This window comes from Rudaeicoccus suwonensis (genome assembly GCF_007829035.1).
Taxonomy (GTDB): Bacteria; Actinomycetota; Actinomycetes; order Actinomycetales; family Dermatophilaceae; genus Rudaeicoccus; species Rudaeicoccus suwonensis.
The window spans coordinates 406837-426072 of the sequence record NZ_VIVQ01000002.1 but is presented as its reverse complement, the minus strand read 5'-3'; the positions used below and the strand labels follow the sequence as shown (position 1 = coordinate 426072).

16 protein-coding genes are annotated in these 19236 nt (G+C 65.2%); 12 read left to right on the top strand and 4 right to left on the bottom strand.

All coding sequences use genetic code 11. The annotated features are described in order from the left end of the window. Window positions 1–32 precede the first annotated feature (32 nt). The gene (locus BKA23_RS13180; protein ID WP_145229197.1) at window positions 33–416 is read right to left on the bottom strand and encodes a nuclear transport factor 2 family protein; all 384 of its coding nucleotides are present in this window, start codon (window positions 414–416) and stop codon (window positions 33–35) included. 97 nt (window positions 417–513) lie between these two features. On the opposite strand from BKA23_RS13180, the gene BKA23_RS13175 reads away from it, so the two are divergent. Together BKA23_RS13175 and BKA23_RS13170 are read left to right on the top strand one after the other, a co-directional pair. Further along, complete coding sequence (locus BKA23_RS13175) at window positions 514–1047, top strand: NUDIX hydrolase (RefSeq protein WP_145229195.1); 534 nt, start codon at window positions 514–516, stop codon at window positions 1045–1047. Window positions 1048–1248: 201 nt separating this feature from the next. Further along, complete coding sequence (locus tag BKA23_RS13170; RefSeq protein ID WP_170226520.1) at window positions 1249–2112, top strand: universal stress protein; 864 nt, start codon at window positions 1249–1251, stop codon at window positions 2110–2112. A 135-nt stretch (window positions 2113–2247) separates the two neighbouring features. Here BKA23_RS13170 and BKA23_RS13165 read toward each other — a convergent pair whose 3' ends face one another. Further along, a complete protein-coding gene (locus BKA23_RS13165) occupies window positions 2248–3327 on the bottom strand; it encodes an inositol-3-phosphate synthase (protein ID WP_145229191.1) in 1080 nt (359 codons plus the stop codon). Between the two features lie 4 nt (window positions 3328–3331). Further along, window positions 3332–3955, bottom strand: coding sequence for a PadR family transcriptional regulator (locus BKA23_RS13160; protein WP_145229189.1), 624 nt, complete (start codon window positions 3953–3955; stop codon window positions 3332–3334). Between the two features lie 143 nt (window positions 3956–4098). Here BKA23_RS13160 and BKA23_RS13155 point away from each other — a divergent pair, with 143 nt between their 5' ends. From BKA23_RS13155 to rplI, 6 genes are all read left to right on the top strand, one after another. Continuing rightward, window positions 4099–6366 carry a transglycosylase domain-containing protein gene (locus BKA23_RS13155; RefSeq protein WP_145229188.1) on the top strand — a complete coding sequence of 756 codons (2268 nt, stop codon included), beginning with the start codon at window positions 4099–4101 and terminating at the stop codon, window positions 6364–6366. A gap of 10 nt (window positions 6367–6376) precedes the next feature. Further along, a complete protein-coding gene (locus BKA23_RS13150; protein WP_145229186.1) occupies window positions 6377–7714 on the top strand; it encodes a hypothetical protein in 1338 nt (445 codons plus the stop codon). Window positions 7715–7923: 209 nt separating this feature from the next. After that, a complete protein-coding gene (gene rpsF / locus BKA23_RS13145; protein ID WP_145229184.1) occupies window positions 7924–8211 on the top strand; it encodes a 30S ribosomal protein S6 in 288 nt (95 codons plus the stop codon). A gap of 25 nt (window positions 8212–8236) precedes the next feature. Further along, window positions 8237–8836, top strand: a complete 600-nt coding sequence (locus BKA23_RS13140) for a single-stranded DNA-binding protein (protein WP_145229182.1) — start codon at window positions 8237–8239, stop codon at window positions 8834–8836. 114 nt (window positions 8837–8950) lie between these two features. After that, the gene (rpsR, locus tag BKA23_RS13135) at window positions 8951–9187 is read left to right on the top strand and encodes a 30S ribosomal protein S18 (RefSeq protein ID WP_145229180.1); all 237 of its coding nucleotides are present in this window, start codon (window positions 8951–8953) and stop codon (window positions 9185–9187) included. Window positions 9188–9210: 23 nt separating this feature from the next. Next, window positions 9211–9660, top strand: a complete 450-nt coding sequence (gene rplI / locus BKA23_RS13130; protein WP_145229178.1) for a 50S ribosomal protein L9 — start codon at window positions 9211–9213, stop codon at window positions 9658–9660. A gap of 258 nt (window positions 9661–9918) precedes the next feature. Here the strand turns inward: rplI and BKA23_RS13125 are convergent, their stop codons facing one another. After that, window positions 9919–11289, bottom strand: a complete 1371-nt coding sequence (locus BKA23_RS13125; protein WP_145229176.1) for an MATE family efflux transporter — start codon at window positions 11287–11289, stop codon at window positions 9919–9921. Window positions 11290–12032: 743 nt separating this feature from the next. Between BKA23_RS13125 and BKA23_RS13120 the strand changes: the two genes are divergently transcribed. The 4 genes from BKA23_RS13120 (at window position 12033) to BKA23_RS13105 (ending at window position 19090) form a co-directional block, all read left to right on the top strand. Then, a complete protein-coding gene (locus BKA23_RS13120; RefSeq protein WP_170226519.1) occupies window positions 12033–13040 on the top strand; it encodes a C40 family peptidase in 1008 nt (335 codons plus the stop codon). A 221-nt stretch (window positions 13041–13261) separates the two neighbouring features. Continuing rightward, window positions 13262–13879, top strand: coding sequence for a DUF6318 family protein (locus tag BKA23_RS13115; protein WP_145229172.1), 618 nt, complete (start codon window positions 13262–13264; stop codon window positions 13877–13879). A 188-nt stretch (window positions 13880–14067) separates the two neighbouring features. Further along, window positions 14068–14787 carry a hypothetical protein gene (locus BKA23_RS13110; RefSeq protein WP_145229170.1) on the top strand — a complete coding sequence of 240 codons (720 nt, stop codon included), beginning with the start codon at window positions 14068–14070 and terminating at the stop codon, window positions 14785–14787. A 463-nt stretch (window positions 14788–15250) separates the two neighbouring features. Continuing rightward, a complete protein-coding gene (locus tag BKA23_RS13105) occupies window positions 15251–19090 on the top strand; it encodes a replicative DNA helicase (RefSeq protein WP_145229608.1) in 3840 nt (1279 codons plus the stop codon). Window positions 19091–19236: the final 146 nt, after the last annotated feature.

Sequence of the window (19236 nt, the reverse complement as noted above, 5' to 3'; positions counted from 1 at the left end):
TTGGTAGGCGCCACCTGGGCCATGCCTGTGGACTACTTGGCGCTGCCCATTCCGCGGTCCCCTTCGTCCCCGGCGAGCATCATTGTGACCTCTTCAATCCGCTCGAAACGTCCGCTCTCGTCTTGCTGCCCGAACAGATAGACCTCCTGTATGACGCGGCTACCGTCGCGTTTGGTCACCGTCACGATGTGCCGGTCGGCATATCTTCGACCATCGACGAACTCGTCGAGCACCTCGACGTCGACCGCGGCGACGATCGTTCGAAGATGCCCGATGTGCTCGGCGAAACCCGCCCTGTCGTCCCACACGCCGTCGGTGCGCTGGCGGTAGCCAGGCGCGAAATGGCGATCAAGTGCTGCATCGAGCGGCTCGTCGCTGCCCAAGAGGTCTCGCAGAGCGGACGCGATGTCGGTCATGCCCGCAGGCTCGCACACTGTCCGATCCAGGCCGCCGCCGACCGCCGAGCGGCGTGTCATGCGCCCGCCGGTCAACCGGCACGGTGATGCTGGCCGAATGGAATGTGACCTGATCGCCAGCACCCCCGACGCAGCGTGGCTGCCTCCCGGCAGCACTGCCGAGGTCTGGGCCGGGGAGGACTGCCGGCCTCCTGACCACGCGATCATCGTGCGGTTGTTGCTGGTCCGCGCGAACGCCGACGCTGCTCGTGGCGCCGAGTTCTTCTGTGTGGAGACCGCGAAGGGCTTGGACTTGCCCACGCTCTTTCTCGGCCCCACAGGCGCACGTATGACGACCGAGCAGGGGCTCGAAGCGCTGTGTCGCGAGGTGTGCGGCACGTCGTTGCCGCTGCGCTGCGTCGGCTTCGTGCGCAATGTGGTTCCCACGCCCGACGCGAGCTATCCGCATCCGGTGCCGCATGCCCACGTGCCGGTCTTTGCGCCCCAATCCGACGTCACGCCGACCGCCGGCGGCATGTGGGTGGATGGTGTGAGCGCGCGTTCGGATCTCGCCGCCCGACACTGGTGGCCGATCGTCGAGCGCCACCTCCAGCCCATCAACCGCAGCCGTGCCAACGATTTCTCCCAGTGACGTCGAGATCTCGACGTCACTGGGAGAAATCGATGACAGCGTCAGCCTGGGGAGACCGCGACCCTGACGACACCGGCGACCCAGGCACGACGGTCATCACCTGACCGCGTCTCGACGGAGCCGGACACGGCGGTAAACTTTATCTACTACAATTTGTAGTAGATCCTGCAGATGGATCGGTTCCACGCTATGGAGGTTGCCGTGATCGTCCTTTCCTACAGTTCCGGACACGACTGCGAAGGCGCCCTCACCTGGGCCGCCCGCGCCGCCATCGCGCGCGATGTCCCGCTGGCGGTCGTCAGCGTCGCGGGGCTTCCGTCGATGCTCGGCGACGCGAACTACGCGGCCCCACTTCCGGCTGAGATGTTCACCGAGTCCGCCCAGGCGATCGCCGAAGAGGGTGCGGCCAAGGCCCGTGAACTCGGCGTCAAGGACGTCACCGCGCACGGCACCACCGGTGACACCGCCCGTGCCGTGGTCGAGTTCTCCAAGGACGCAGAACTCGTGGTCGTCGGCAGCCGTGGCCGCGGCCAGCTCCTGTCCGCGCTGCTCGGTTCGGTGTCCTACGAGATCACCGCGCACGCGCACTGCCCGGTCGTGGTGATCCGGCGCGGCGCCGACATCGGCGCCCGGAACGGCCAGGCGGTTGTGGTCGGCCTCGACGGTTCCGAGGGTTCGCAGGACGCCGTCGACTTCGCCGCCGGCGTCGCCGTCCGGTCCAAGGGCAAGCTGACCCTCGTCACCGTATGGCGCGATCCCATCGCGGACGGCCTCATGCCCGTGGACTACAGCCACGGCGACACCCTGCTGCAGGACATCAAGAAGCAGGCAGCCGAGACACTCCAGCGCGCTGCGGCCACGCTGCGCGAGACCTACCCCGACCTCAGCGTCGACACAGTCCTGGTCGAGGGATTGCCCGCCGACGCGCTGCTCAAGGCCGCTGACGGCGCGGACCTGATCGTCACAGGCTCACGTGGCCGCGGCGGCTTCGGAGGCCTGCTGCTCGGCTCGGTCAGCCATGGCGTGCTGCATCACGCCAAGAGCGCCGTCGCGATCGTCCGCTGAGCCGGCACTACCGCCGCCGTCGTCGGGGGTGGCGAGAGGCGAGCGGATCGTCATACCTCGCGGGACCGACGAAACGGGCGGCCGCCCACCTGCAAGAGGTGAGCGGCCGCCCGTCGATGTTTCGAGGTGTCGAGGTCAGCGTGCTTCGGTGCCGTCGATGAAGGCTTCGAGCTTGGCGCGACCGATCTCGTCACGACGCTGCTCCGGCGGGGACTTCATCAGGTATGACGATGCCGACAGCAGCGGGCCGCCGATGCCGCGGTCCTTGGCGATCTTCGCCGCACGGATGGCGTCGATGATGATGCCTGCGGAGTTCGGGGAGTCCCAGACCTCGAGCTTGTACTCCAGGTTGAGCGGCACGTCACCGAAGGCACGGCCTTCGAGGCGCACGTACGCCCACTTGCGGTCGTCCAGCCACTGCACGTAGTCCGACGGGCCGATGTGCACGTTGCGGGCGCCCATGTCGTGCTCCAGGTTGGAGGTCACGGCCTGGGTCTTGGAGATCTTCTTGGACTCGAGGCGCTCGCGCTCCAGCATGTTCTTGAAGTCCATGTTGCCGCCGACGTTCAGCTGGTAGGTGCGGTCGAGCACGACGCCGCGGTCCTCGAACAGCTTCGCCATCACGCGGTGGGTGATCGTGGCACCGACCTGGCTCTTGATGTCGTCACCGATGATCGGCACACCGGCCGCTTCGAACTTGGCCGCCCACTCCGGGTCGGAGGCGATGAACACCGGCAGCGCGTTGACGAAGGCGACGCCCGCGTCGATGGCGCACTGGGCGTAGTACTTGTCGGCCTGCTCCGAACCCACCGGCAGGTAGGAGACGAGCACGTCGACCTTGGCGTCCTTGAGTGCCTGCACGACGTCGACCGGCTCGGCGGCCGACTCGTCGATCGTCAGCTTGTAGTACTTGCCGAGGCCGTCCAGGGTGTGGCCACGCTGCACCTCGACGCCGGTCGTGGGCACGTCCGCGATCTTGATGGTGTTGTTCTCGCTGGAGTTGATCGCCTCGGCGAGGTCCTTGCCGACCTTCTTGTCATCGACGTCGAATGCCGCGACGAACTGCACGTCGTTGACGTGGTATTCGCCGAACTTCACGTGCATCAGGCCAGGAACGGTGCCCTCGGGCGATGCGTCCTTGTAGTACTCGACGCCCTGTACGAGCGAGCTCGCGCAGTTGCCGACGCCGACGATGGCGACGCGGATGGATCCCATGGTGTTACTCCTTGTCATCCCCGACGGTGGTCGCCGGGTCGTGAGGGTGATGCGGATGTGTCGGATTGCTGCCGTATGCCGATCGCTCTGTCTCGATCAGTTCGGAGAGCCAGCGCACTTCACGTTCGGTGGATTCGAGCCCGTGACGGTGCAGTTCTGCGGTGTAGCTGTCGGTGCGCTCGCGACGCTCGCGCGAGTGCTCCCGCGCGATGTCGAGACGCTCCTCGAGCCGGCTTCGTCGACCCTCCAGAATGCGCAGCCGCACGTCGCTGCTGGCACGTCCGAAGAATGCGAAGTGGACATCGAAGGTCTCGTCCTCCCAGGAGGCGGGACCCGTCTGGGCCATGAGCGTCTGGAACTGCTCCTTGCCTTCCGCGGTCAGCTCATAGGTGATCCGGCTGCGCTTGCCGGCCAGACCGGTCTGTCGAGCTGAACTGTCAGCCTCCGACTCGCTGATCCAGCCACGCTCGACCAGACCCTTGAGGCACGGGTAGAGCGAGCCGAAGGACACGGCACGGAAGGCACCGAGCACGCCTGCAAGCCGCTTGCGCAGCTCGTAACCGTGTAGCGGCTGGTCGTGCAGCAACCCCAGGACGGCGAGCTCGAGGATGGCGCCGCGTCGGGACATAGGCGACCTCCTCAGGCATGCGTCGACGTCAGGTTCGCGAGAACTGTACACGAACGATGTATCGAATCGATACATCGGTCGTGAACTTGGGAGTTGGCTGCGAGAGTTCCCGTATGTCGGGCATCCCGCGTTAACCTTCACCGGTGACTGATCAGACGCGTGCTGCGCGCCGCAGAAAGCCCGCCGGCGGCTCCACCTCTCGCGGTGGCTCGGGACGTTCCGGCAACGGCGGCAGTGGAGTCCGCACCCGGCGGTTCTTCGGCCGGGGCAAGCCCAAGAAGGAGCACGGCCTGATCTTCAAGGTCGTCGTGCGGACGATCTTGGGCCTGTTCACCCTCTGTGTGCTGGGATTCCTGGCCCTCGTGGTGATGTATCTGCGCACCACGATCCCGCAGCCGCAGGCGGACGCCGGCAAGCAGGTGTCGATCATCTACTACAGCGACGGCAAGACCGAGTTGGGCAGATTCAGCACGGTGAACCGCCAGGATGTCCAGCTCAGCCAGGTTCCCAAGACCGTGCAGTACGAATTCCTCGCCGCGGAGGACCGCAACTTCTACAAGAACTCCGGTGTGTCGATCACCGGCACCCTGCGTGCGACCTTCGTGACGCTCAGTGGCGGCGGCGAACAAGGCGGTTCGACGATCACCCAGCAGTACGTCAAGAACTACTTCCTCACGCAGGACAGGTCGGTCTCGCGCAAGCTCAAAGAGATCATGATCGCGCTGAAGATCGACCGGAAGTACTCCAAGACCGAGATCCTGCAGGACTACCTCAACAACATCTACTTCGGCCGCGGGGCCTACGGCATACAGGCCGCATCGCAGGCGTATTTCGGCGTCAACGTCGAGCAGTTGAACGACAGTCAGGGCGCCTTCCTCGCCTCGGTGATCAACGCACCCGCCATTTACGATCCGCAGTACGGCGAGGCGAATGCCGAGCGTGCGAATGCGCGAATGGTCTACGTGCTCGACGGCATGGTCAAGGAAGGCTGGATGACCCAGGCCGTCCGCAACCAGCAGCAGTTCCCGACGTTCAAGACGTATCAGCCGGTGCAGCAGAACACCGGCACCAACGGGTACATCGTCAACGCCGTCCGCAACGAGTTGCAGAACAAGCTCGGCCTGTCGCAACCGGACATCGACCGTGGTGGACTACGGATCACCACGACGATCAGCAAGCCCGACCAGGATGCCGCGGTCGCTGCGGTCAACAACAATGTCTCCTCTGAGCAGGTGTGGCTGGACGAGATCCGCACCGGCCTGATCGCGGAGAAGCCGGACGGCGCAGTCGTCGCCATGTACGGCGGCTCCGACCCGGCCGCCACACAGGACTCCGCGACCATCTCCACCATGCAGGGCGGCTCGAGTTTCAAAATCTTCGGGCTGGCGGCGGCGCTGCAAGACGGTTTCACCCTGAATCAGACCTACAACGGCGCCTCGCCGCTGGTGATCGGTAAGCAGAAGTTCACCAACGACAACAACGAGCAGTTCGGCAACATCACGCTGACCAAGGCGCTCGCGTACTCGGTGAACACGGTCTTCCTGCAACTCAACCAGAACCTCGGTAGCGGCAAGACTCTCGCTGCGGCAGAGCAGTTGGGCATTCCGTCGACCGATCCGGGCATGAACGACCCTCAGGTCAACGACATCCTGGGCATCGCAGCGGTTCGCGTCATCGACATGGCCAACGCCTACAACACGGTCAGCACCGGCGGAAAGAAGGCAACGCCGTACTTCATCCAGTCGGTGAGCAGTGTCGAAGGCGACTACTCCTACACCGCCCACCCGCAGACCCAGCAGGTGATCAGTTCTGGGGTCGCCAACAACATCGCCGATGCCGCGTCGCACGTGCTGACTGACCCCGGAGCGACCGCGCAGCAGACCGCTGGGCAATTGGGCCGGCCGGCCGCCGGCAAGACCGGGACGACCAACAACTACCTCTCGGCGTGGTTCACCGGGTTTACGCCCGACCAGCTGACCACCTCGGTCGGCATGTATGCCGGAAACGGCACGACCCCCCTGGCGCAGGCAGGTCAGTCGTTCTACGGCGGCGACGTTCCGGCGACCATCTGGCTGGACTTCATGCGGGCCGCACTGAAGGGTCAGCCGGTCGCGCAGTTGCCGAACAGCACGACGGTCTCGCCGGCTACGACCTTCTCCTCGCCGGCCAGCACGGCACCACCGTCGACGACTGCTTCGTCGCCGAGTCCGACGCAGTCCCAGCCGTCGGTGACCACCTCGGCGCCGCCGAACCCGGGGCCGAGCAAGACGGTGCCGACACCGAGCAGGACCATCCCGACGCCATCGCGCACGGCTCCGACTCCGTCGCACACCGAGGCACCGGGTGGGTCGGTGGAGGGGGCCGACAGCGACGGCGGCGGACTCAGCCAACCACTGGTGGGAGCGGGTTAAGCTCGCAGCCGTGCCCGCGCAGACCCGCCTGACAACGCCCAGCCGCGGCGAAGAACCCGCCCTCGTCGCCTCGCAGATCGTCGGTGGTCCGGTGGGCCGGTTTGCTGCGGTCGGCCGCCGCGGTTGGACGTATGCCGCAGCGGTGTTGTCGGCGCTGGCGTCGGTCATGGTTGCGCTCGGTGTGGCGCAGAAGAACCACTGCATCCGCTCGGGCTGGGGCGGCACCGGCGCACTGTGGCGGGAGTGTTACAGCGACTTGCCCGTCGGCGCGGAGGGCCCGCACGGTGGCACGCCGTGGAGTTCGTTCGGGCAGGGCGGCACTCAACCGGTGCTGACCGCGGTGCTGTCGTGGATCGTCAAACAGCTGACCCCGAGCGGTAGTTCGCTGTCGGAGCAGCAGATCTACTTCGCGATCAGCGCGGTCATCATCGTGCTGCTCATCGCCGCGACCACCATCGCCACCGCGTCGATGTTGCGCGGCACCCCGTGGCTGGCCGCGCATGTGGCGCTCAGCCCGGTGCTGATCACCGCGTCCCTGTTGTCGTTCGACGTCCTCGGTGTGGCACTTGCGACGCTCGGTATGGCGGCGTGGGCGCGCCGGCACCCCGTCGCTGCAGGAGTGCTCATCGGTGCCGCCACCATGGCACGCACGTATCCGCTGGTGATCTTGCTCGCGATGGTGCTCATCGCCCAGCGCGACCGGGCGCATGACGCGATCGTGCGCCTCCTCGCGGGTGCAGCAGGCGCGATCGTTCTGTGTATCGCGCTCGCGTACGGTCTGGGCGGCAACCCGTTTGCGCCATACAGCTCGTGGTGGCACCAGGGCGCAGGATACGGCTCGCTGGGGTATCTCGTGCAGATCGCCGGAGGGACCATTGGGTCGGCGGCGCTGTCGATCATCGCCATCCTGGGTTGGGTCGCCGCCGTGTTGACCGGGCTCTATCTCTCCGGGCGGCCGGTCGAGCGGACCCGCCTGGCGCCCCTGGCGCTGACGCTGCTGGTCATCGTGATGCTGACCGGCAAGTCGGTGTCGGTGCAGTGCTGTCTGTGGGTGCTGCCGTTGCTGGCCCTCACCGCGACCCGGTGGCGCGACCATCTGATGTGGGCCGGTGTCGAGATCGTGTATTTCGCGATGGTGTTCATGTACATCGCCGGACCGTCGAATCCGGCGAAGGCGCTGCCGGGTGCGGCATACAGCTTCTTCGTCGTCCTGCGGATGGTGGCGTATGTCGGCATCGCCTGGGCCTCGTGGGAGTCCGCCGACGATCTTCCACGGGATCCGTTGAATCCGTACCAACCGGCGCCCCCTCGTTCCGGCGCGACGTACGTCCCCGCTCTGGCCGATTAACGCCGACGACTCGATCGCGGATAAACTCACCCGGGTTCGATGTCTGCTGTGCCGATGTGTGGATAACTTCTGCACGTTGTCAGTGCCTCCGGGCAGAGTGTCGGTCAGGCCAACCAGGTGATGACCGGCAGGCGGGCGCGAACAACGCTGCAACCCTCCTGTCACGGAAAGACCGTGACCGCTTGAGACCAAAGGAGGTGGGTTAACGCATGCGTCAGTACGAACTGATGATCATCATCGACCCCGAGCTTGACGAGCGCACTGTCCAGCCGACGCTGGACAAGTTCCTCAAGGTCGTCACCAAGGACGGCGGAACCGTCGACAACCTGGACATCTGGGGACGTCGCCGTCTGGCCTATGACATCAAGAAGAAGTCCGAGGGCATCTATGCCGTTGTGACGATGACTGCCGAGTCGGCTACCGCCAAGGAGCTCGACCGTCAGCTGACCCTCAACGAGTCGATCATGCGCACCAAGCTGTTGCGCGTGGATGCCTGATCCAACGATCTAGGGGATACCCGACATGGCTGCAGGCGACACCGTTGTCACGATCATCGGCAACCTGACCCAGGACCCGGAACTGCGGTTCACACCGTCCGGGGCCGCGGTTGCCAACTTCACGGTGGCATCGACACCGCGATTCATGGATCGCCAGTCCAACGAGTGGAAGGACGGCGAGACGCTGTTCATGCGCTGCTCGGTGTGGCGCGAGGCGGCGGAGAACGTCGCCGAGTCGCTCACCCGTGGCTCGCGCGTGATCGTGTCCGGCCGGCTGAAGTCCCGCTCGTGGGATGACAAGGAGACCGGCCAGAAGCGCACCACGATGGAGCTCGACGTCGACGAGGTCGGTCCGTCGCTGCGCTATGCCACCGCGAAGGTCAACAAGACCCAGCGCGGCGGCGGTCAGGGCGGTTTCGGTGGCGGCGGCCAAGGCGGCCAGTACTCCGGTGGTCAGCAAGGTGGCTACGGCGGCGGACAGCAGTCCGACCCGTGGGCGACCGGTGGGCCATCCGGTGGCAGCCAGAACGCCGGCAGTCAGGGCGGGGGCCAGCAGGCTCCGCAGTCCGGCGGCAACGCCGGCGGCTGGAGCACCGGCCCGTCCTACGACGAGCCTCCGTTCTGAGTCGGCACCCCGTAACAACGCCACGCCCGTGGTTCACGAGCGAGGCGGCACCTTCGAATCACCCCATCCCGAGCGGTGCTCGGGCTCTCATCACAATCTAAGGAGAGCACCACGATGGCCAAGCCCGTTGTGCGCAAGCCCAAGAAGAAGGCCAACCCGCTGAAGGCGGCGAAGGTCGAAGCAATCGACTACAAGGACACCGCGCTGCTGCGCAAGTTCATCAGCGACCGCGGCAAGATCCGTGCTCGCCGGGTGACCGGTGTGTCCGTGCAGGAGCAGCGTCTGATCGCCACCGCGGTCAAGAACGCCCGCGAAATGGCCCTGCTGCCCTACTCCAGCTCGGCTCGCTGAGCCGGCGACAAGGAGAAACGCTGATGAAGATCATTCTGACCCACGAGGTGCCCAGCCTCGGTGCGCCCGGTGACGTCGTCGACGTCAAGGACGGCTACGCCCGCAACTACCTGCTGCCCCGCAACCTGGCCACGCCGTGGACCAAGGGCGGCCAGAAGCAGGTCGACGCGATCATCAAGGCTCGCGCCACGCGCGCCGTGAAGTCGCTGGAACACGCGCAGTCCCTCAAGGGCACCCTCGAGGCCAAGTCGGTCACCGTCACAGCTCGTTCCGGTGCCACCGGGCGTCTGTTCGGTGCTGTCACCACCGCCGAGATCGCTGACGCGGTCAAGGAGGCCGGTGCCGGCTCGATCGACCGCCGCACGATCCAGGTCGCGACGCCGATCCGGTCGACCGGAAACCACGAGGTGCACGTTCGGCTGCACCCCGAGGTCGAGGCCACCCTCAAGCTCGACGTGGTTGCTGCGAAGTAGTCACTGACAGTTCGCTCGTCGACGGCGCCCCACGGACATTCGTCCGTGGGGCGCCGTCGCGCGTGGGATTGGCGAGCCGGCTGATATTCGACGGTGGGGCGGTTATCGGCGCCCTGGTGTCGAATGTGCGGGGCCGGGGCGGCGGATATTTGTGGTGGTGGTGGCGATAGGCGCCCTGGTGTCGAATATCGCGGGGAGACGCAGCGGTTCCATGTACCCTCATCGCGTTCGACGAGGAGCCTGCCTGGAAGTGCCGGGTCAGGCGCCGGTGACGAGCCAGCGGTCGCCGCGCGCCCGCCAGCCAAGAGCGATCAGCCGCAGCACCATGAGCGCACCGAAAGCACACCACAGAACCACGAGTGCGTATGACGCACCGTCGGAGCGCAAGACCGCCGCATGTGCATGCACCACCCACAGGATCGGCACGAAGACAACCGTGACGGCGACTTGCAGATACGCCAGCGCGCGGCCGTCGCCGGCTCCGATGAGCACCCCGTCAAGGACAAAGACCAAGCCGGCGACGGGCTGGATCGCCGCCACGACCAGCAGCGCGGCTCCCAACGCATGTCGCACTGTGGGATCGCTGCTGAAGATCAACGGCAGCAGACGGTGCGTGCCGATCAGCAGCACGGCTACGACGACGCCCATCCACCATCCCCACCAGAGCATCAGCCGGGTTGCTGCGCGGGTGCCGGCAATGTCGTTCGCGCCGAGTGCCTTGCCGGTGAACGCCTGCGCCGCGATGGCCAGGGCGTCGAGGGCGAACGCCAGGAAGCCGAAGATCGTCATCGCCACCTGATGGGCAGCAAGCGGCACGTCGCCCAGATCGGCGGCGACCCACGCAGTCATCAGGATCGCGGCGCGCAAGGCGAGGGTGCGGACCAGCAGGGGTATGCCGAAGACGGCTGCTGCCAGGACGCGTCCCGGATGCGGGTGCAGCGATGCGCCCAGTCGCCGAGCCCTGCGCAGCACCACCCAGATGAGACCGAGTGCCATCCCGGTCTGCGCGATGACCGTGCCGAGTGCAGACCCGGCGATGCCAAGACCTGCGGCATACACCAGGAGGAAGTTGAGCACGATGTTGCACGTGAAACCGATGGTGGCGGCCAGCAGCGGGGTCCGGGTGTCCTGGAAGCCGCGGAGTATTCCGGTGGCCGCGAGGATGACCAGCATCCCGGGGATGCCGAACGCGCTGATCCGCAGGTAGGTGGTGGCCTGGTCGGCGGCGGCAGCACCGGCACCGAAGACGTCGCAGATCGGTCTGGCTGCGATGGCGACGACGACCGTGGTGACAAGGCCTAGGGCGATGGACAGCCAGATGCCGTCGACGCCCGCGCTGATGGCATCGGCCTGGCGGCCGGCACCGAGTTGTCGGGCGACGAGTGCGGTCGTGCCGTACGCCAGGAAGACGTAGATGTTTGCGGCGGTAAGCAGTGCGGCGCTGGCGACCCCGAGGCCGGCGAGCTCGTTGACGCCGAGATGTCCGACGATCGCCGAATCGGCCATCAGGAACAGCGGCTCGGCCACGAGGGCGAGGAAGGCGGGTACGGCCAGGCGGAGGATCTCGCGGTGGATGCCGGTCGGCGGGGAATCGTCGGTTGTTGCGCCGGGTGGCTGTGCGGTGGGCATCGCTGGTCACTGTAGGACAGGAGCCGTACGTCGGACCCCGGCCGACGTCCGTCGTGCTGCCGCGGAGGTGCAGCCTCATGGCCGTCATCGTCGGATGAGTCGTGGCCGCGGAGCACTCTGGCGGTGGAAGCAGGTCACTACAGGACCTGCAGACACAGTTCTCACCTGGCGCGAGAGCCGGCCGGACTGGACGACCGTCTTGCCACCAAGAGACCCCCAGCTGTGAATCCGCAGCATTTTCAACGCCCTTCGGCGATCAGCAGGTACGATGACACACAGTGGGTTCGGCGAACGGTGCGACAGAAATCCGAACCGATCTCACTATCTGAGACTCTTGCGAGAAAAACTTTCATTCGGCGTGTCGTTCGAACGTCAACGCTCCTCGGCGTGGTAACAGATCTGGCCAAACCCTCGAATTTGCCGGAACGACGCGGGAACCCGGCATCGTCATACATAGCGAACCGATTGCCCCACCAGTCACATTAGCCCCACGAGACGCCTTGGCCCATCCCTGCTCACAAATCGCGTCTTTCACTACGTAGGTAGTCAACGGCATAGTGCTTCATCGTGCAGACGCCTCTTCGGGGAAGGAGCAGGCGACCCGGAGGTGCCGGTGATGATCGGCATCCCCAACATGCGCGTAACTACACGGAACGAGTTACCGAGAGGGTCCGATGACCACGATTACAACTCCACGACACCGCAGAGCAAGGCCGGGTCTGACGGCCAAGCTCGCGCCTGCCGTGACGTCACGAAAAGGTCTTGTGCTGACCGGCTCCGTGCTCAGCTTGCCGGCGACCGCGGCAAGCCTGATGGCGTCGGCACCGGCATACGCCGCTCCCGGGTCGGGACACAGCACTGCTGCGAAATCCGGCGGCAGCCATGTTTCCGCGTCTGTGCGAGCGGCGGCAGTCAACCAGAACGTGGTCTATCTCAGCTACGGCGACACAGGGTCACTGGTCAAGGTCGTGCAGCAGCGGGTCGGCGGTCTCACGACCGACGGCATCTGGGGGCCGCTGACGCAGGCGCGAGTGCTTGCATTCCAGGGCAGCAAGGGTCTGACACAGGACGGCATCGTCGGCCCGCTCACCTGGGCGGCACTCGGCGGCTTCCCGGGTGGGTCCAACACACCGACTCCCACGCCGACTCCGAGTTGCTCGGTGTCGGTGCTGCGGTACGGCGCGGAGGGCACCCTCGTGCAGACCGCGCAGCAACGGTTGGGTGGCCTCACCACCGACGGTGTCTTCGGCCCGCTCACGCTGGCAGCCGTGAAGGCATTCCAGTACGACAAGGGCATCCCGGTCAGTGGGGCCGTCGACGCAGCCACATGGAGCGCCCTGGGTGGGTTCCCGTGCGGGACGTCGAACAATCCGGTGCCGACGCCGAACCCGACGCCGGTGGGCAATCAGACGGGTATCGGTGCGGTTGTCGCGATCGCCAAGCAGTACCTCGGGATTCCTTATGTATGGGGTGGCTCCACCCCGTCGCAGGGCTTCGACTGCTCGGGTCTGACGTCATACGTCTACGCCCAGGCGGGGCTCTACATCCCGCGCACGGCCAGCGCTCAGCAGGCCTACATGCGCTCGACGAACAACCCGCAGCCGGGTGACCTGGTGTTCTTCGGATACCCGGCCTACCACGTCGGCATCTACCTCGGGAACAACATGATGATCGCGTCCCCGCGTCCCGGTCAGGATGTTCAGATCCAGACGATCTGGACCACTCCGTCCAGTTACGGCACGTTGCGCTGAGGTCCGCCGCGTAGCCCACCGCTCGGTTCCGTATGACGGCTCCGGCTGCCCCGTTGAGGGGTGGCCGGAGCCGTTTTGTATGCCGGGGCGTGGTCGCGGACGTGGGCTGGTCGGTCGACGTGCGGCTCCGCGTTGTGCACAGTCTTGGGATGTTGGGGTCGCGTTCGGGGCGGTGATCGCGCACAATACTGAGGACTCAGGAATTTCTCAGGAGGGTGTGCATGGTTTCGTCACGTGTCGTGATGGCTGGTGTCGCGATCGTCGGCCTGGTCGGGGTCGCTGGTTGTGGAGGGTCCTCGAGCGAGACGGCCGGTTCGTCGGTGCCGGTGATCACGGCCGCGTCGAAGGCGACAAGCCCCTCGGCGAGCGCGTCAGCGTCACCGAGTTCGAGTGGAACGGCTGCGGGCGCGCCTGGCGTGCCAGAAGCCGCCCGTCAGCACACCGAGGCCGGAGCGAAGGCGTTCGCAAAGCACTACGTCGACCTCATCAACGAGACCGGCCTCCGTCCCAGGACCGGTGTGCTCGAGCCTCTGGCGCTCGATTCCTGCAAGACCTGCGCGAACTACGAAGGGAATGTGGCAAGCCTTCAAAAGGACGGAGAACGTAATTCCGCTCCAGCCGCGAGTTTTCACTACGCAGCGCGGCTGCCGTTCGAGTCAGGGATGGTTATCGAGGCGGTGGTTGACCAGAACGCCATAAACGTGCTGAACGCCAAAGATGTGGTCGTGAACAAGTATCCATTTGAAAAGAACTTGGGTCTCGTTTTCTATCTCAGTTGGACAGAAACAGGCTGGAAATGCTCCGCGATCAAGATCGACCAGGACGCGGATCTCACATGAAATTACGGGCGATCGGAGTGGTCACAGCACTCATCGCCGTGTGCTGCAGCGGCACGGAGATCGCTCAGGCCGTCGAGCGGACTGGCAAGTGTGGACTCGGCGTGTGTGGGACCACCGGTGGTGACGGTGCAAAGATCGGTCTTTCTGAAAGGCAGACGCGGGATCTGCCGACGGAGAAACGGGCTCGGGTGAAAGACGGGAAGAGGACCGTCGTGCGGACGGTGCCGTTGGAGTACCAAACCGTGCTGGCGTGCCCGGCGAACATCGGCGGTGAAGACGTCGCCGCGTGCACCAAGGCCTACACCTCCTGTGATGGCATGCCGAACGCGACCGGGCCGTTGGTGCGGATCCGGTTCCGCACCGTCCTGCCCGCCAACGCGCACGGAGACTGGCAAGCCGGTGGTGAGACCTGCTACCCGAACCTGGTCCCGAACACCATCGACAAACCACGACTCACCCTGGCGATGATCCAGTCCGAATTCGACCGCACCCCCTTCACCGCACCAGTCATCAGGATCGAACCGGTGGGCAACCGGACCCTGGTCAACCTGCCCACCTACTTCACCGCCACCTTCCCCGCAGGCGGGTACGGCCCCGGGCAAGTCCGCACCACCACCCTGCTGGGACACACCGTGCGGATCCGACCCGTCTTCCACACCACCACCATCACCCTCGGCGACGGCACCACCCTCGGCCCCGCCACCAGCACCGGCGGCGGATACCCAGGCGGGGACCTGGTCCACACCTACACCCACCCCGGCACCGTCACCACCCGCGCCACCGTCGTGTACTCCGGACAGTTCTCCGTCGACGACCAGGACTGGGCCAACCTGCCCGGCACCGCCACCATCACCGGACCCGCCCAAGCCCTACAAGTCCTGCAAGCCACCAACCGCCTCGTCCGATAAACCACGCACCGAACTGGCACCACACACCTGGTGTGAACTGAGCGTCCAGCGCCACGCCGACAGGTACGAGTGACTTGACAATTGACCGGACGACCTGTGGGTAACTCCGGGCCGCCGGACTGGCAAAGTTTCTTTCCTCCACACTCATTGGATGGTGTTTCCGCAGGTCAGCGACCCCATCATCGAGTCGGCCGCGCGCTATCCACAGGATTGTCCCCAGGGTGTGCACACTGCATGAGGTACCTGTCCACACGTTGTCCGCAGCTTGTCCACATGGCCCTGCGGCATACGTTTGGCGCGTCGCGATGCCGGGATCTAGCGTGGCGCTTTCGGTGTCGATGTGGCCTTGTCAGTGCCTGGTGATGCAATCGACACATGTTCGAATCCAGGCTCCAGGAGGGCATGCGTGGCGATCGCTGAGTTCCCCGGCGACTACGAGGACGACAGCCGCCGCGGAGGTGGCATGCTGCCCCCGCAGGACGTCCAGGCAGAGCAGTCCGTGCTCGGCGGGATGCTGCTGTCCAAGGATGCGATCGCTGCAGCGACGGAGTCTGTCGACGGCCGCGACTTTTACCGGCCGGCCCACGAACTCATCTACGAAGCGATCATCGACCTCTACGGCCGCGGCGAGCCCGCTGACGCGATCACCGTCGCCGACGAGCTCACCAAACGCGGTGAGCTTCAGCGTGTCGGCGGGCAGGCCTACCTGCACGAGCTGATCCAGGGCGTTCCGACCGCGGCGAACGCCGGTTTCTACGCCGAGATCGTCGCCGAGCGTGCTGTGCTGCGCCGGCTCGTCGACGCCGGCACCCGCATCGTGCAGATGGGGTATGCCGACGGCGGCGGCGACGTTGTCGACGTCATCAACGCGGCGCAAGCCGAGATCTTCGGAGTGACGGCCGGCAAGGAGACCGAGGACTACGTCCGGCTCGGCGACATCATCGCCGAGACCGCCGACGAGATCGATGCCGCCAGTGGCAACAACGGTCAAATGACCGGTGTGCCGACCGGATTCACGGATTTGGACACATTGACCAACGGTTTGCACCCGGGACAGATGATTGTCATTGCGGCGAGGCCTGCCGTCGGCAAGGCCCTCGCGCTGGACACCCCGCTCCCGACGCCCACGGGTTGGACGACCATGGGTGACGTGCACGTCGGCGACCAGCTGATCGGAGCCGATGGACGCCCGACGACCGTAGTCGCCGCGACCGACGTGATGCACGAGCGCCCTTGCTACGAGGTCGAATTCGCGGATGGCACCGTGATCGTCGCTGACGAGCAGCATCAGTGGCTGACGGATACCCGGGCCAGCAGACGGTCCGAACAACAAGCTCGCTGCAGCCTGGCGAGCGTTAGGACGCAGCGGATCAAGCCCGCCGTTCGCACGACCGCCGAAATCGCAGCCACCCTCCGCACGAGCACCAAGGAGGCCCGGCTCAATCACAGCGTCCGGTTGACCGAGCCGTTGCAGTTGCCGCAGATTGACGCGCTGGTGCCGCCATATGTTCTCGGGGCATGGCTCGGGGACGGCACGACCGACCAGGCGACGATCACCAGTGCCGATGACCAGATGGTCATGTTGTTGGAGAGCCAGGGCGTCAGGGTCACCAAGACCAAGGCGACGATGAGGTACTCCCTGCGACTTCCCACCGAGGCAGTCGCGTCACGGCTTTGCGTCGTCTGTGGTGCGGACTTCGTCCCTCAGACCTCTCAGGTGCGCACATGTGGTCGCAGCTGTGGCGGACGGGCAAAGGGGATCGGGTACGCCGTCGCACCCAGCTGCCCTGACTGCGGCGCGCCCTCGTCCGGGATGCGTCGATGCCAGGCGTGCCACGACCGGCACGGCTCGGTGCGGGGGCGGCTGCGGACGCTTGGGGTGCTCGGCAACAAGCACATACCGGTGTCGTACCTGCGCGCCAGTGCCGATCAGCGGTGGGCGCTGCTTGCCGGTCTGCTGGATACGGACGGCACAGTGACCGCGAGTGGCTGCGTGCAGTTCACAACCACGAGTCCGCGGCTTCGTGATGATGTGCAGGACCTCTTGGCGTCCTTGGGGCTGCGGTTCGGTGCCTCGCGAAAGCGGGTCAACGGGCGCTCGGAGGAGTCGTCGACGGCGTACACAATGACGTTCTCGACGGACGAAGATGTCTTCTGGCTCGACCGGAAGAAGCTGCTGCACAAAGAATTGCGTTCGCGCACCTTCCAGCGCCGCAACTCGCAATTCATCGTCGACGTCCGGCCGATTCCGTCGGTGCCGGTGCGTTGCGTGCAGGTCGACAACGACTCGCATCTGTATCTCGCGAGCCGGGCGATGATCCCGACCCACAACTCGACGATCGGCCTCGACATTGCGCGTGCGTGCTCGATCAAGGCAGGTATGGCGAGCGCCATCTTCTCGCTCGAAATGAGCAAGTCCGAAATTTCAATGCGCCTTTTGTCCGCCGAAGGTGGCATTCAATTGCAGCACATGCGCAAGGGCACGATGCGCGACGAAGACTGGACCAGACTGGCGACCACGATGGGCAAAGTCGCGGATGCGCCTCTGTTCATTGACGATTCGCCGAACATGTCGCTGATGGAGATCCGCTCCAAGTGTCGGCGGCTCAAAGAGCGCAACAACCTCAAGCTCGTCATCATCGACTACCTGCAGCTGATGACCTCCGGAAAACGCGTGGAGTCCCGTCAGCAGGAGGTGTCGGAATTCTCGCGTGCGCTGAAGCTGCTCGCAAAGGAACTCAACGTTCCGGTCATCGCTATCTCGCAGTTGAACCGTGGTCCGGAGCAGCGCACCGACAAGCGTCCGCAGATGTCCGACCTTCGCGAATCCGGTTGCCTCACTGCCGACACGCGATTGTTGAGGGCGGACACCGGTGCCGAGGTGTCGATCGGCGAATTGGCGGCGTCCGGTGAGACTGAGGTGCCGATCTGGGCTCTGGACGACTCGTTGCGGTATGTCGTGCGCCCACTGACCCATGCCTTCCGCACGGGGGTGCGGCCGGTTTTCAAGATGGCGCTGGCGTCCGGCAAGACGGTGCGCGCCACCGAGAATCACCGCTTTCTCACGTATGGCGGGTGGGCTGCACTGGGCGATTTGCGCACAGGTGAGCGGCTTGCTGTGCCACGCCACGTGCCGGCGCCACAGCTGCATGAGCCGTGGGATTCGGACGAGAAACTGATCCTGCTGGCGCACATGATCGGCGACGGGTCGTTCGTTCGACGGCAGCCGATCCGTTACGCCAGCATCGACGAACAAAATCTCGCTGCTGTGACCAAGGCGGCGTTGGTCGGATTCGGAGTCGCTGCGGTGCGCGATGACTATGCGGCCGCCCGGGTGTCGACGCTGCGGTTGCGAGCTCCGTTCCAGCGTGGCCACGGGGTGCGCAACCCGATCGCCGAGTGGCTGGACGAGTTGGGCCTTTTCGGTTTGCGCAGTCACGAAAAGTTCGTTCCAGAATCGCTGTTTCACGCCTCAAAGAGGCAGATCGCATTGTTCCTCAAACACATCTGGGCGACAGACGGGTCGGTGACGGTGAACAAGACCGGCCGCGGCGGTCGGATCTACTACGCGTCCACATCGCGTCGGCTGGTGGACGACCTGAGCCTGCTGCTGCTGCGTTTCGGCATCTCGACGCGCACCAAGGTGACTCGCAAGGCGGGCTACCGCGACGGCTACACGATCGACATTTCTGGCGCCGACAGCCAGCGCAGGTTTCTTCAGGAGATCGGTGTCTTTGGTGACCGTGCGCAGAATGCCGCTCGGTTGCTCGCGATCGTTCGTGAGGTCACCGCCAACACCAATGTCGACACCGTGCCGACCCAGGTGTGGGACACGGTCAAGGGCGTCATGGCCGAGCGAGGTATGACGCATCGTGAGTTCGCCGCCGCGATGGGAACGCAGTTTTGCGGGTCGGCCTTGTGGAAGCATTCGCCGTCGCGCGAGCGTCTCGGCCAAGTCGCACAGGTGCTCGACAGTGCGGAGTTGGAACTCCTCTGCGTCAACGACATCTTCTGGGACACCGTGGTGTCGATTGAGGTCGACGGGATCGAGGAAGTCTTCGACGCCACGGTGGTCGGGTCGCACAATTTCATCGCCAACGGCATCGCTGCGCACAACAGCATCGAGCAGGATGCCGACATGGTGATCCTGCTGCATCGTGAAGATTCCTACGACCGAGAGTCCGAGCGTGCGGGCGAGGCAGATTTGATCGTGGCCAAGCACCGAAACGGCCCCACTGACACGATCACCGTCGCGTTCCAGGGTCACTACAGTCGCTTCACGAATATGGCTCAAAACTTCTAGCCCAGTGTCGAGATGCAGCGAAGACAGCGCATTGCGGTTAGATAATTCGTCGCTGTCGCACAAGGCGCTCGCCACCTATTTAACGTTGTGTCAATACGGATTTTATTATTGAGAAATGAACTTCCGCGTCTGCCGATTACGGGCTC